Annotated in this window: 8 protein-coding genes; all 8 read right to left on the reverse strand. The window is 43.8% G+C overall.

Annotated elements, in window-relative coordinates:
* Nucleotides 1–35: 35 nt before the first annotated feature.
* The 8 genes from K6V21_RS01725 to K6V21_RS01760 all read right to left on the reverse strand — a co-directional run bounded on the left by K6V21_RS01725 (nt 36) and on the right by K6V21_RS01760 (nt 16,128).
* Nucleotides 36–3,284 (reverse strand): S41 family peptidase, encoded by a 3,249-nt coding sequence (locus K6V21_RS01725; RefSeq protein ID WP_224320658.1) that lies wholly within the window; start codon nt 3,282–3,284, stop codon nt 36–38.
* An 86-nt stretch (nt 3,285–3,370) separates the two neighbouring features.
* Nucleotides 3,371–7,363, reverse strand: coding sequence for a hybrid sensor histidine kinase/response regulator transcription factor (locus tag K6V21_RS01730; protein ID WP_224320659.1), 3,993 nt, complete (start codon nt 7,361–7,363; stop codon nt 3,371–3,373).
* Complete coding sequence (locus tag K6V21_RS01735; protein WP_224320660.1) at nt 7,360–8,244, reverse strand: DMT family transporter; 885 nt, start codon at nt 8,242–8,244, stop codon at nt 7,360–7,362. Before K6V21_RS01735 ends, K6V21_RS01730 begins: the two co-directional genes overlap by 4 nt.
* Before the next feature lie 46 nt (nt 8,245–8,290).
* The gene (locus K6V21_RS01740) at nt 8,291–9,619 is read right to left on the reverse strand and encodes a DUF6055 domain-containing protein (RefSeq protein ID WP_224320661.1); all 1,329 of its coding nucleotides are present in this window, start codon (nt 9,617–9,619) and stop codon (nt 8,291–8,293) included.
* 5 nt (nt 9,620–9,624) lie between these two features.
* Nucleotides 9,625–10,803: a CotH kinase family protein gene (locus K6V21_RS01745; protein ID WP_224320662.1), complete on the reverse strand. Its 1,179-nt coding sequence runs from the start codon at nt 10,801–10,803 to the stop codon at nt 9,625–9,627.
* A gap of 245 nt (nt 10,804–11,048) precedes the next feature.
* Complete coding sequence (locus K6V21_RS01750) at nt 11,049–13,394, reverse strand: DUF6055 domain-containing protein (protein ID WP_224320663.1); 2,346 nt, start codon at nt 13,392–13,394, stop codon at nt 11,049–11,051.
* A 34-nt stretch (nt 13,395–13,428) separates the two neighbouring features.
* Entirely contained in the window at nt 13,429–14,427 is a 999-nt protein-coding gene (locus K6V21_RS01755) for a DUF4859 domain-containing protein (protein ID WP_025832589.1), read from the reverse strand.
* A gap of 6 nt (nt 14,428–14,433) precedes the next feature.
* Nucleotides 14,434–16,128 carry a RagB/SusD family nutrient uptake outer membrane protein gene (locus K6V21_RS01760; protein WP_224320664.1) on the reverse strand — a complete coding sequence of 565 codons (1,695 nt, stop codon included), beginning with the start codon at nt 16,126–16,128 and terminating at the stop codon, nt 14,434–14,436.
* Between the last annotated feature and the right edge of the window lie 7 nt (nt 16,129–16,135).

The following is a 16,135-nucleotide window of genomic DNA, read 5'->3' on the forward strand; positions in this document are numbered from 1 at the left end:
ATGGCATATTTATAACAGTATAGTAAAGTATATAATTACTTACTGAAATCTCTTGGAGCCGGAACAGGCGGCAATGGTTTACGGTTCTGCAACTCCTTCATTACTTCCTCAATAGCCTTATTGAGCTGTTCGTCTTCACCGTTCCATTCCTTCACAGGATCGTTATCAATCAAGATATCCGGATCGACACCATGATTTTCAATAATCCACTGGCCTGTTTTCGCATCATAACTGGTGAAGAAAGGAACACGGATATCCGTACCATCCATATAAGGCAATGGTCCGCTAATACCTACAATACCACCCCAGGTACGGGTACCGATTAGTTTACCAAGCCCCAATGCACGGAAGCCCCATGGAAAGAGGTCACCGTCGGAAGCAGAATATTTATTAATCAAACAAACCTTCGGCCCCACTTGCACGGCATCGGGTATAGTGCCGACACGCTTCGTTCCACGTCCCATCGTCAAGCGGTAAGGTTCGCGAGACAAACGTTCCAGAATCATCGGAGATACATTACCGCCACCATTAGCACGATCATCTATAATCAGACCTTCCTTGTCGAGCTGCGGATAGAAATAACGGGAGAACTCGTTCAGACCTTCAGGGCCCATATCAGGAATATAGATATAACCAATACGTCCATTGGATGCCTTATCCACCTTCTTCAGGTTATTCTGTACCCAGTTATAATGATAAAGAGGATATTCATTTTCCAGCGGACTGATGACAATCTTTCTTGCACCTGCCAATTGCGGCTTGCTGTTCAACGAGATTTCTGTCGGTACATCAGCCTTTCCTACCAGTAAAGCATAGATATTCTTCACCGTATTCGTCGGTATGCCATCAATGGCGACAATGTATTCCCCAGCCTTAGCCTCAATACCCGGTTCAGTAAGCGGAGAACGCAGTTCCTTACTCCAGGAAGCACCGGGAAGTATCTTATCCAAACGGAAGAAACCGCTCTTATCTGCCGATACCTCAGCACCCAGCAAACCAGTCTTGATACGTGCCGGTTTATCCGTTTCACCCGGATTGACATATGCGTGTCCGCAGTTAAGCTCACCAATCATCTCTCCAATGATATAGTTCAGGTCGAGACGCGTCTTTGCATAAGGCAGCAGAACAGAATATTTCTGTTTGATTGCTTTCCAATCCACACCATGCATATTCTCCAGATAAAAACCGTCACGATAAGCACGCCACGCCTCATCAAAGATTTGTGCCCATTCCTTGGAGTAATCTATCGTAATGGACATATTATCCATATTGACAGGCGTACTCAGATTAGCCGCTCCTTCCGGTATAGCGGTTACATAAAGCTTGTTATCCTTGTAGAACAAAGACTTTTGACTACCCGGAGTAACCGTCATCATTGCACCATCGGCAACCGTTTCTTCTTTCTGACCTTCAAGATCAAAAAACTTCGTTCCGCCATTGCCCCAGTAATATACCTTCTTTCCGTTTGAATAGAAATTAGCATAATAAGAAGCCGACAATGGAAGCTTGACGATACGGTCGGTGATACCTTCCGGATCAAACTTGACGAGTGACGCAGAAGCTGTTTCCTGTTTCGCGTCTTTCTTTCCGGCAGTCTTTTCAGCAGCCTTCGGGGCCTCACTTTCCCTGTCACTCTTCACTCCGGCATCTTTCTGTATGAAAGGTGACGGGGTATCTTTCGAGAGCAAAGCAAGATAAACTCCATACATATTATTATAGACATGGTTCCATTCCAACCAGCCGTATGTAGGATTGAAATCGCGGGCAGATGAGAAAATCAGATACTTACCATCCGTACTGAATACCGGTGATGAAGAATTATACCACTTGTCCGTCACCGGATATTCCTTCTTTCCAGCAATATCATAGACATATACAACTGTTATTTCATTATCTGCATCACGGGTATAGGTCAGCCATTTGCTATCCGGCGAGAAAGTCACATCCTGTGGTTCCCCCATCGGGTCCTGCAATAGCATAGTCACCTGTCGTGAAGCTACATCCAGAAGATTGATACGATTCTGACGGTCGGTATAAACAATCTTCTTACTGTCCGGACTCCATTCGAAAGAGCGGATATACGTATCATTATTCTTGGTCAGCTGCACCGGATTGCCTTCCACTGCATCCTGAAGATAAAGCTCGGTCTCTCCGGTAGCATCCGAAATATAAGCAATGTATTTTCCATCAGGAGACCATTGCGCATTACGTTCGTGAGCACCCGGAGTGCGGGTTATATTTTTCGTCACCCCCTTGGTCGAGGGCAGATTAAAAACCTCTCCGCGGGCAGTTACCACCACCCGTTCTCCATCGGGAGATGCACTGGCAGCAGTCAGATACTTAGCTCCATTCTTTATGGCGCTACGAGCATAGATATTATCCGAAGCAAGACTGATATTTACTTTCTCGGGCTGACGGGTGGCAGCATCCATCTTATAGATATATCCGCCATTCTCAAACACAATGGTATTGCCGGAAGCACTCGGAAACTTTACATCATATTCGGTAAAGTTAGTAATCTTCGACGTCTGTTTTGTCTTCGTATTATAAACAAAGATATTCATGGTGCGATCACGATCGGAAAGGAAAAAGACATCATCGCCGATCCACATGGGGAAGATATCCTGAGCAACATTATTCGTTATATTCTCCACTGATTTCTTTGCGGGATTGTATATCCAAATGTCATCCGCCATACCGCCTTTGTAGTACTTCCAGGTGCGGAATTCGCGCATGGTGCGGTTATAAGCCAGTTGTTTCCCGTCGGGAGAGTAGCTACAGAAGCCACCTTCCGGCAAGGGAATGATTTCGGGCAAGCCGCCTTCCTGGTTAACAGTATAGAGTTTGCCGGAAAAACCACTGCTGATGCGGTTACGATATACGATTTGTTTGCCGTCGGGGCTCCATGCCATTACGATATTATTAGGTCCCATGCGGTCGCCCAAGTCATCACGGGCATTGGTTGCGGTGTAAGTAAGGCGTTGCGGTTCGCCGCCTATGGAGGGGATGGTATACACTTCCGTATTTCCATCATACTGGCCTGTAAAGGCAATTGTCTTACCGTCCGGTGAGAAACGGGGAAACATTTCGTATCCCACATGCGAAGTCAGGCGTTGAGCCTCTCCTCCCGTGACAGGCACTTTGTAAAGATCGCCTGCATACGAGAAGACAATCTCACTACCGTTCGTGGCCGGAAAACGCAACAAACGTGCTTCATCTGCCGCAGAAAGCCATGCAGATGCACCGATCAGAACGAATAAGGATAAAAGTAATTTCTTATTCATGTTATTTGAATTTAGTCAACTTACAAAAGTAAGAAAAGAATAAGAATAATTACACGAAAAGCATGCAAAAAATCAATCTTGCCACTTTAAGTGCAGTTCAACTGATGCCCCGGATTATTAACAAATTCCCCCGGCTTTATACCGAATTGTTTCTGGAAACACTTTGCAAAATACGACGGATTATTAAAACCTACCATATAGCAGATTTCATTAATACGGTATTTATTTTCCGCAAGCAGGGCTGCCGCTTTCTTCAACCTCACTATCTGTATCAATTCATTCGGAGTAACATTAGCCAGCGTCTTGATCTTGGCAAACAGACCGGAACGGCTGATACCAAGCTGTTCAGCCAGGAAATCAATTGTCAGTTCCGGTTCAGAGAAGTTTTGTTCGATAACCTCATTGATACGGGTCAGGAATTTATTGTCCACCGAGTTGCTGGCTATGCTGTTCAAAGGCACCATCGGCATTTTAGAAAACTTCTGGCGGAGCAGATTACGCAAGTCGAGAAGATTCTTGATACATGCCTCCAGATATTGTACTGAGAAAGGTTTCTCGATATAAGCATCCGCACCGCAGTCCATACCCTCTATCTTAGAGTTCGTATCCGTTTTTGCCGTCAGCAATATGAACGGGATATGACTGATAGCCTGGTCCGCCCGCAAAGCCTTGCAAAATTCCACCCCATCCATGCGTGGCATCATCCAGTCGCTCACAATCAAGGTCACCTCATGCACCTTCAGTTTTTTCAACGCTTCCACCCCATCTTCTGCCGTCAGAATGGAATATTGAGCGGAGAAACTGCTTGAAAGGAAGTTCAGCATCTCTTCGTTATCATCCACAATCAGCATTACCGGCTTATCTTTAGAGGACACCACCGACAGACTTTCCGACAAGATATCTTCGGGAACCGCCGGATTGAGAACACTTGCCTCCCCATTCTGCACCGTCTCCCCAACTTGTTCAATAGGCAGTGTCACTATGAAAGAGGAACCTTTATTGATTTCAGACTCTATCTCTATGCAACCGTTATGTGATTCCACAATGCTCTTCACAATACTGAGTCCGATACCCGTACCGGGTTTATTATCCATTGCCTGATAGAAAGGTTTGAAGATTTTCTTCCGGTCTTCTTGGCTGATACCGATTCCGTTATCAGTTACTCTCACCACAAACGTATGCTGTTCCGGCTGAATAAGACAAGAAAGGATTACTTTATCCTTGGTATATTTGCTTGCATTCGTCAGCAGATTGCTTATCAGCTTGGTGACCGCCTCACTATCAACCATAGCCGTAAAATCAGCATCGGGATATTCCACTTCCAGATGTGCACCATGCTGGGTGATAAACGGTTTAAACCGCTCGCAAACCGCCTGTAGTAATTGGCGGATATTCTGCGAAGCAAACCTAATAGTCATTCCCTCCTGCTCCACCTTACGGAAGTCCAGCAGTTGATTGACCAGAAACAGCAGTCGCTGACTATTGCGGTCGATAATATTCAGATCGTCCCGCAGCACTGCCGGCATTGGTATGGACGATTTCATTATCTTTTCCAAAGGACCAATGATAAGGGAAACCGGAGTACGGATTTCATGGGCTATCATCGTGAAGAACTTAATCTTAGCTTCATGTACTTCCTTCTCCTTACTCACATTCAACTGATTGATTTCCGCAGTGTGCTTCTTCTCCGTCCGCTTCAACAGGAAACGAATAAAGAAGGTCAGCGCTATGCACACCAATATGAAATAAAGTATTTTGGAAGCCGTGCTCCAGTAGAAAGGAGGATGAATGGTTATCTTTAAATTTGCTTCCTGGTCGCTCCAAATCCCATCATTATTCGTGGCTTTCACCTTAAAAACATATGTTCCGGCAGGCAAATTGGTATAAGTAGCTTTATTCTGCGAACCTACATAATTCCAGTCTTTATCGAAACCTTCCAGTTTATAAGCATACTGGTTCTTTTCGGGTGTGCAATAGCTCAATGAAGCATAAAGAAGGCTGAATACATGGTCTTTATAAGACAAATCCAGTTCCGTCATCTGATTCAGAGCCTTTGGTAACTGTTTATCTCCTATCCGGATTTCCTTGTTGAAGATTTCCAATCCAGCGATAATGACCGGTGGAAGCACTTTATTCGTTTTTATCTGATAAGGGTAGAAAGCATTGAAACCATTTACCGAACCGACATATATCTTCCCGTCGGAAGCTTTCAAAGCTGCATTAGGCAGGAATTGTTCGCTCTGCAACCCATCGCTGCGCGTAAAAACCTGACAACTCTCGCCGGGAGCATAACGAACCAGTCCCTTCGTTGTGGTCAGCCACAGCACACGCTGGTCTTCAACAATGCCGCAAATGTTACGGCTGGGAATATCCAAAGGTATCGCTTCAAACCGGTCTTCTTCAGCATTATACTTGCAAAGCCCGTTCATCGTCCCCACCCACATATTCCCGTTGCCATCTATCAGCACGCAATTCACTTGATCGTTAACCAATGCACCGGGAACATTGCTGTGCACATAGTTCTTCCAAGTCTTTTTATCCGGATTATACTTAAACAAGCCCTTCCCTTGCGTAGAAAACCAGATATTGCCGTTGGCATCCTGATCTATATCGATGGTTAACGATTCAAGATCTTTGACACGGATAAAGTTGTCTTCCTCACGGTTATACAGGTTTACCCCTGCCATAGAAGTCACCCATATCCGTTTCTCCCGGTCACGGAAAATGGCGTAAGAACTGGTGCCGTCAAGGGTGGTCAAGTCTCCTCCCCTGGTGGTATATATCCTGAACGCGCCTGTTTTCGTATTCAGCACGTTGACTCCTCCCGTATAGGTGCCAATCCATAAATCATCATCATCCATACAAAGAGCATGCACATTATGGTAAGAAAGACTGTTTCTATGTTCATCGGGCATATAATGAGTGAATTGTTTATCCTTGGGAGAAAAGCGGCTCAGCCCTCCATCATCAGAGGCTATCCAGATATATCCAGAAGAGTCTTCACAAAAACGTCCGATAACAGTTCCGTTTACCGAGTTGTAAAAGCGCGAATGGGCAAAGCATTCAAACTGCCCGGTATTAGGCGAAAGATAATTTACCCCACCGTAATACGTCCCGACCCATATTCCTCCTTCACGGTCTTTCACGATGGGATAGACAAAACGATTAGATAATGAATAAGGGTTTGTTTCATCTTCCGTGAACAGTTGATGTTCACACGTAAGGGTATTAAACAACAAAAGTCCGTCATCCGAACCTATCAATAGTTGGTGGGGAGCATATTCCATCAAAGAGTGGATATGTGTAGCCCCCTTACCCTCCGACGGATGCAAATAAGTGGTTGCCTGACCTGTGTATCTGTCTATCTTCTGCAAACCGCATTCCCAGGTTCCCAACCACAGTGCATGTTCAGAGTCCTCCAACATGACCAGAGAGTTTGAGTCATATTTGCCTGTTTCGTAAGTGATAGGGAAAGGATCGAACTTATTCTCCGCCTTATTCAGTTTGGAGACAGTGGGGCTTCCCCAATTAGTGACTGCCCATATCTGATTTTCACTATCAATCAGCACACTGGCCATTAATCCATTGGCATCTTTAAATTCATAATGTTCCAGATAGTGTTTGGATATATTATACTTGAAAATACCTTGCCCTACTGTCGAGAACCACAAGTTGCCGTCTCTGTCTTCTGCAATATGATTCACATTGCTCTTAATGCTGTCACCTTGGGCTGTCAATACATTGAATAGTTCAAAGCTTTCCGTTTCATAATCAAATATATACACCCCGTCTTCTGTCCCTACCCAGATATTGTCCGTAGTGTCGTAAAGAGAAGAGATATAATCATTAGACCCTTGCGGATTCAGATTATAAACCTTTATAGTGGTGCCGTCGTAACGGTTCAAGCCGTCATCCGTACCAAGCCACATAAAGCCATATTTATCCTGCATAATAGCACGCACAGAGTTGGAGGATAATCCATCTTCCACGGAGAAATGGCGGAACCAGAAATCAGTAGAAGCTGCCGGAAGCACCAACGGAATAATACCGGCTATAATAGCAAGGATAATCTTTTTCATTTCTTCACCAGATATTGATTGAACATAATTCCCATTACAATCAATGCAAGACCGATGTAAGTTGTAAACACAATCTGTTCACCCAATATGATTGCAATGAAGAATAAAGACAAGAAGGGAGATAAGTAACAAAGCTGGTTGACCAGTGCCGGATTGGATGTTTTTCGCATGGCAAGGCTGAAAAAGATGAAAGGAATACCCATTTCGAACCCGCCGACATACATACCCGACAGTATACCGGGCAACGTATTAAGATGTACGCCTACCCCCACAGCTCCTATCAGCAAATAGGCCGTGCCAAACAGGAAACTCATAAACAACGCAATACTGCCATCTGTTTTATCTTTGAACTTATTGTTTATCATCCAATACATAGCCCACAGAAAGGCGCTCAATGCTGCCAGCAATAAGCCATGCACAGGTATGTCCATACCTCCCGACTGTCCCGTACCTACAGATATAAGTACCACTCCACCCAGCGAAATGAACATGCCGATATATTTCTTCGGTGGTATGGGCTGATGGGCGAACAAGGCCAACAGAATAAGCAGTACAATAGGCCATGCATAATTGATGGGCTGTGCCACCTGTGCAGGTAGCAGGTCGTATGCTTTGAACAACACCAGATAATAAGCGACAGGATTCAGTAATCCCAATAATGCAAAGTATCCCCATTGGCGACCGGAAAGTTCTGACACCAGTCTCCACTTCTTCTGGAAAGTCAGCAAAAGGGCAAATATGACTAATGAAGTACAACTGGCTATCAGCAGCATCTCAAAATGAGTTAGATGCGTCAAAGCTATCTTAAAAGCAGTGGCTACAGTAGACCAACTAAGCACTGCAATGCAGGCATAAACAACGGCACTTGTACTGTTTTTCATCGGTTCATATATGTTTCTTTTGCAGACATCGTATTTATCTGTATGTTTATAAAGGATTGCTTCCCGTAACCCTGATGCGATATGGCCATTGAGCATCTTTCTCTCCCGGAGCGGGATTCATCCAATGCTCCGTCGGCGCTCCCATCACAACCAACCACAAGTGGGTCAGAGTTTGATTTTTTGGAGCTGTAAAAATAATACTTTTCCCGCTATTATCGCCCATTTCCCCATAAATAGATTCACCTTCTGCCGTTACGGCAACAAAACCATAACGCCAACCTGCCTTATCTGTGTGGATTGCAGTATATCCTTCCTTTCCCGCTTCTCCGCAGAAGTCCACTTTCACTTTCTCTCCCGGTTGAGGAACAGCCAAAGAAATAGCATTGAATCCATAATTTTCAGGACAATTCTCCGGTGCTATCCCATACCAACCATCCGGCTGAGCTATTAGCTGAGAAGTATATTTATTGGTATACGGGCGTGTTTCTTTCCAGACGCGCGGAAAATCCCAGTTGATAAAGTGGCGGTAAGTATCAAACATCTCGTCACAGAATTGTTTCTGATTCAAAGCAGCCAAACGTTTGTAGGTGATAACCGGGTCTTCTCCCCGCTTTCCCTGACGGTAAAGTTCGGCTATAATGGGAAGTCCCCGTTTCATACCCCAATATTCCAAGACGTAAGGTGAATGATAAATGTTCTCCATGTGGAGATAAGCCTTGTGAGTCAACTTCATGAAAGCCTCCCAATGATATTTTTCATCAGTAATCCATTCGGGATTAACCTGCCACAGCATCCATTGCGAAGTCATTTCAAAGAAACCGCATCCTCCCCAGGCTTCACCCTGCCCGTCGCAACTGATCTGTGCCTGAAAACTATGTCCCAATTCATGGGCGATACAGTTCAGTTTCTTATCTTGCACACGGTTGGGAGCAATCCACAAAGCGCCGATTTCTCCGTCATAATCTCCACCGTATGCCGTGCCTTCCAGGGAATAGTTCAGCATCACCATCATGCGATACTTGTCGCACTTGGAACCGGGACGTGAGAATTCCAGTGTATCACGGAAGAAACGGTAAAAACTCTCCAACTTATCCATCAGATTCGGTAAATCGACCTGCATATTGTGCCCTTCCAGCTGAGGCGGATTGGATAAGTCATTCCCAAACCCTTTCTCCCAGAAGATGACAAAATTCTCCGTACAAGCCATACGATGATAACTCCATTTGCTTTCAGGGTTTTGCAAGTCTATGTCCTGAAGGTCTTTGGGAATGTAGATGGCTTTGCCGGCAGGCATAGGAACAGATGCCACATTCTGCGCCTTCAAGGCTAATCCCCAAACGATAGCAAGACTTAATAAAAGGATATACTTCTTCATAATCTTTATTTTGTTCCTGACGGATAGTTTTTAATAACAGTATCTAAATAATCGGTACGTTGTTGAAGCCATTGTTTCATCCGGGTTATCTCCGTCTGATAATTTTTATCAATAGGCCAGCATTCGGCATTACGCTTCATTGCGCCGGAACATCCTACGGCAAAACGACGTGTTTCTTCCCAAAATTCCGACATAATCTCACCCTTTATTTCCATCCAACGTGCCTTGTATTCGCTCACAAAGCGCTTATTTTTGAAAAGATCCGTAAAGAAAGACGGAACACGATAGCCTCCGGTATGATTGACCGGATCAGTGCCCAATACAAGTTCCCGATAGCTGGTGAAATAGTTATGTCCGGTATACATGGTTCCCCAGTCAAAGTCAAATCCTGCATCAAAATCCCAAAGTGGCCCCATAGTCCAAAGCCCGTTTTTATCTTTATGCATATAGATGCTGCGTGGAGCATCTACTTCCACATTGTACACCAGTTCCTGTATTATCATATAATCTATAAACGAAGCAATATTCATCAGCCGAGCGGTTGTTTCATAATCGCTGTCATGTATGCTCTGTTCTAATCGGGCAAAGTCATCCTGCACCCCCTTCAGTTGTGTGGCAGTAGCGTCTTCCGGATATTTCACACAAATGGGCATTCGGTAAACTGTCGACCAGAAGTTGTCTTCCCCGTTCGGATTCAATTCCGGTCCATCGTCCGCATCCAGCGAAATCAGCATACCCTGTTCATCATCCACCGCTACGCGGCTACTCCCTTGTTCCACCTGCTCTGTCAACTGATAGAGCCCGATGTACTCACCGTTCAATGTTACTTCCACATAACGAGAATGATTAGTATAAGGCAAACCTAACTTCTCACCTGCAATAAATGTAAAGGTATTCATCATGTGGGTCGGATCACGGTAATTGGCAAGAAGCACCCAATCCTTTTCAGTAGCCAGTCCAAGTATTTCCGACTTCTTATCCAGCTTAATGCGATAAGGTTTCTTCGGATACCAAAGCCAGGTAGAATTCCCACGTCCGCGAATACGTCCTGTTCCGTTATAATCCCATTCTTCTATTTCAGAGTCAATGATGAAGTTACAGTTTACATAATCCTTTTTATCCTTCCCCATAATAGGGGCAGCGTTTTCGGTGTTGATGGTCAGTTGAGCAACTTGATAGATCATTTCTTTAGTAGATATCGGAAGAGTGCAAACAGGTTCTGAATCATCGGAGCAGCTTGCTAAAAATAGGGATAAGCATATCAGCTCTCCCCAAAATACATTCCTGACTATTGAGTTCATATTAACAGCTAAAATTAATAAATAAAATAAGCAGTAATTCCGCCTATACATTTTATCTTACTATATTACAATTAAGAGCCTGTGTCTGTCGGTACAAACACAAGCTCCTAATATTATTTTGAGAATAGTTATTCTACAATAAAATTGAATTTAAGAGTAGCAATGTATTCTTTACCATCCTTGGTATAGACAAGTTCAACCACTTGAGGATAAGTTTCTCCGGCAGTAATCGTACCTGGCATAAAACCGACTTCCATATCGTAGATCGTGTGAAGTTTGGTATAAGTACGTGCATCTGCGCCCCATCCTTGCGGTTTACCAGCAGCATTACACCAGAATCCTCCTAACTCACCACCACAATTATCTTCATAACTATAAGTACCATCAGGCAATTTCAGACGCATACAGATTTTTCCTTCGGCCAATCCCTCAGAACTATGTTGCTGGATGGCTGCAAAATCTTCCGGCATCAGGCAGAAAGCATGGCAAATAGCTGCATTATCGTAGTAAGCGATGTTATAATGAGCAAATTCATAAGATGCATCAGCCGTACCGCGCACATTAATAATCATCTCAACGCTTTTAGGCTTAGCATTCGGATCAAGCACCACTTCAACTACATCATTATAACTTTCCACGTCGGTGCCACTCAAAGTAATAGTATAAGGCCATTGTTCGTCATCTTCTTCCTTATCATTCCAATACTGACGATTGTATTCATCGGGAGCAGCCATTATCACGAAGTAGAGTTCATTGGTGCCTGCAGGTACTATATATGAAGCCGTACCTTCGGCACCTTTGCTCATTTCCGAATAGGTCGGTTTACCATTTACTATAGCTACATAACCATAACGGTAATCAGATGAAGTATTATCCGAAGTATTGTAGGCCGTGGTTTTAGCCACAACTTTTCCATCTCCATCTACCTGCTCGCCTTTATCTCCCTTGGCAAGAGCACTTCCGGGAGTGATAGCACCAACCGTAGTAGAAACTGTAGTACCGGCAGCAGGCACTTTCATTTTAATAACATTGAAACCGGTAGTTCCGGGACAACTCGCATAACCCACCTGATATTTGAGGTCGCCTACCTTGTATAAATCAGTACTATAATCACCTTTCACATAATCAGGTACAGTCACCGGTTTACTTTCATTATTGGCAAACTTCAAGTCATAGTATACCATACGTGAAGCATAGTCATAAAGATCAGCATAAAGAACATTCTGATTATTACCGCAATATATACGCTGGTAAGTTTGCAATGGATCTTCAGGATATTCCGAATCACGCCAAATACGTCCATATGCATCAATTCCATGTTTCTCTACCCAAGTATGCTGCAACCAGTAACTGGCGTAACGCATCCATTCATGGTTGAAGTGTCGATGATAATTCTTTTTCCAAACATCAAGATGATAGCCGAACATTTCTTCCGGATAGTCAAGTTGAGCTTGCCATTGCGCACACTGTTCCCAGAAAGCACAACCTCCGGCACCATCGGGGCCAAATCCATAACGGAATCCATGATGTAAATCAGCCGGAGCCCCCTGCTTGTTCACTTTATCAGCATAAACTTGGTACTGGAATGAGTGACCGATTTCATGAGCTATGGTAGACCCTACAGGCTGACAAGTAGATGGATTTACCCAAAGGGCACCTATTTTGTCATCATAACCAGAACCAGTGGCAAGCCACTCATCCTGATAAATCAGATAAATCTGCATCTTATAATCGTCAAGCATAGATTTACCTTCACCCAAAGTCGCCATCTTAAGAATGTTAACATTGGTATTGAAGTATAACTCCGCTTTCTTAAGAAGGTCATCAATATCTACGCGCATGGCAGCCGAAACGCTTTCCGCATTTGGATCTTCTCCAAACTCCGGTGACCAGAATACAAAGAAGTGTTCACTTTGCTTCATGCGATGCCATGAATAGTAGCTGTCATGACGAAGCATATACTCAGGACCTTCCTCGAAGTGAGGATTTCCGGCACCGGGACAAATGTATTTGGCATAATCTTTAATTTCATCAGGTTTCAGGTACAATACCTTATACTTTTGAACCAACTTAATAGCCTGCGACTGACCTTTTACGGTAGAGATTGTAACAGTGGCAGAACGGTCATTGGCAGTGTCTTCGTTCTCCTGCATGGTCACAGTCAACTTCAACTCTTCACCAGCTTTACCTTCAGCAGGTGACACACTAGCCCATGAACAGGCATTACCTTCGGCATCCACAACGGCAACCGTCCAGTCCATGTCACTCTTAAAGTTTATTTCCAAGTTCTTGTCTTCGGCTTCAACCGCATAATCGGCCTCCATACCTGCAATAGAACCTTTATATCGAGGATCATAATCAGCTACACGTTTTGACATATCGTCATCTTCACATGCAGTAGTGAGAAACGATGTTCCACTAACAACCATCAACATAGCTGCGAAGTAGAAATAGTGTCGTATATTGCTTTTCATTTTATATTGTTTTAGAAAGTTTAAAAATAAGGTATTACTCGAAAGTTGCGTTCAAAAGGAACGACATCGCTTTTTGTTTATCAGGAGTAGCCAAACCAAATTTAACCATCATTGTAGTTCCCGATGCGATACCCGGAGCACGTCCGATAGCCATGCAAGCCGGATCATCCTCTAACCAAGGCTCGATGAAGAAAGAGAAGCCATCTGCTCCCCAAGTGCAAATTTCGTTATTTGCATTACACCAGTAACCACCATTATTTGCAGTAGAAGTGCCGTCCCAAACATATGCATTAGTTTCAAGGTTCATTATATAAGGTTTTACTGCGCCATCAGAAACAGCAGCAACCAATTCGGCAGAAGACATGCCAAACACATAATTGATATTTTCAGCTACACTCTCGAATGTCAACGAATAAGCATTATAGTCACCAGCAGGAATCGTTATATCCTGAATGATGAAACTCTTATCAAATACAGTCATAGCCATAACGAAACGAATAGCCGTATTGTAGTTTGGTCCATCAAGGGCAAAGCCAAACTCTATCGAAGCTGCACCACCGGCATTTCCATCGGGATAAAAATTGAAGCATTTGGTTGCGGCATCGAATTCAATGATGCCATACAAGGATACATCATCAATTTCACATACATTACCGTTTTTATTAACATACCAGCCATATTTCTTCCCTTCTACATTGGCTTTTGCTTTGTTCCATACACTACGGGAGGCATTAATGGGACAGACAACCACTTTCCCGCTCTCAATAGCACTCATCAGTTCATCTACTGTCATGCCGAGCTGTTGCTGTATTATTGTTTCATATTGTTCGATACTAATGGTAGCAGGAACAGGATCGCCAGCTTTTTTATCAAAGGTACTGGTTACAGTTCCCTTTTCATCTGTTTTCACGGGTGGATTCTCATTTGGACCGTACACATGCATACTTGTAGCATCTGTATATTCTTCACTGCAAGCGGTTGTCATAAACAACGCACCACAAATCATCAGTATATAGATTAATTTCTTTTTCATGGTTCTTTATTTTGCGGTTGTATAACCAGGGTTCTGAACTAAGTTAGGATTGGCATCCAGATTATCCTGCAGGATGGGGAAGATGTCAAGATGGTGATCATTCGGATTAGTGTTAGCACTCTTGCCGAACCATGACTTACCATTGAAAACATTGCATCCATTAGTCATCTTGAAGCGAATAAGGTCTTGACGACGGTGGTGTTCATACACAAACTCCCAAGCCAATTCATCAAGCAAACCACCAAGAATGATATCATCACCACCTTCGTGAGTAGTAATAACTTCAACATTGGTAAGGTTCTTGTCATCATCAAGCGTACCTTGCGTTTCGCGCAATCCATAATCGTATACGCTGCCTCCTTTCAGTTGGGCAACAGTACGGACTGCTTTTTCAGGGTTGTTTTTGAATGCACGACGACGAATCATCGTTACAATATCCGCAGCATCCTGCTCTGTCTCACCATTATATCCGCCCAGACGGAGCAAACATTCAGCCTTAATAAAGTAGGCGTCTGTCAAACGAAAGAAAGGTACATTGTCATCACTGGTACCAATGTTACCCGGTTGAATCTCATAGAGCCATAAACGAGCACCCTGATAGTCACCTGCACCTGGCTTTTCAATAGCCCATACTTCGGGAGTAAGATTCACCTCTTTTCCGTTATCATAGAGTATATTTCCTTGTTGGTCACGCTGAACGCCCCATTTCCAAGTATCAGCCTTACGGGTGTCATCTTCATCATAAGTATCAAAAAACTGCGGTACGCAAGCACTTCCATTCCAAGGGTCGAACGAAACGCCAAATACATCCTTGCAGATGGCGGGAAACCATTTGCAGAAGTGGTTCGTACCATGACCAGCATATTTATTGCTATACATCAGTTCGAATATATTTTCCTTGCTCCCGGCTACGGAGAAAGGCTCACGATAATTCTCGGCCAATGTATAGGCACCATCATTGATGACTTCATTCACCTGTTCGATAGCCAAACCATAGTATTTATTATCAGGAGCATCGGGGAACCAAGCATCATGGTTCAGATACATCTTTGCCAGTAGCATACAGGCACCATAGTAATTCAGCTGTCCTTTTTCCACTTCTTTAGTAAGCAATGGTTTCGACTCTTCTACTTCTTTCACTATGAAATCGAAAGTAAACTGCGGAGTCTCCTGTTTCGGCATATAGTCGGCCGGCAGTTTCAAAGTAGTAGTTACAGGAATATTGCGATGCAAATCGAACAATACATAATAGAACAGCGCACGGAAAGTGCGCAACTCGGCTGTTGCTCTTTCGTTACTGCTGATGGTTTCATCGTCAAGCAACTGATTGCAAGAGTTTATACCTTGATAACAAGAGTACCAAGGGCGATAAAGATGATTAATAGTAGGATGGAATTCATGCTTGTGCAATGAAACATATTGTGCACCCCATCCTCCATAAGTACGGTAAGGGGTCATAATCAAGTCACCACACTCTTGGCTAATATCCATATAACCTTCCCAGCCATCGTACATATCGCGTAAACGGTCGTAAATTACACCATATTGAGCCGCAATCTCGGTTTCAGTAAATTCGTAGCTACCATCACCAGGAAGTTCACTATATAAGGTTTCACTCAAATCGGTGCAACTGCCTAACAGAATTGAACCGGCAAATAATATACCGACAGCACCTTTCTTAAATATCGTATTATATTTCATAATTATT

Source organism: Bacteroides cellulosilyticus (assembly GCF_020091405.1).
In the GTDB taxonomy this organism is placed as follows: Bacteria; Bacteroidota; Bacteroidia; order Bacteroidales; family Bacteroidaceae; genus Bacteroides.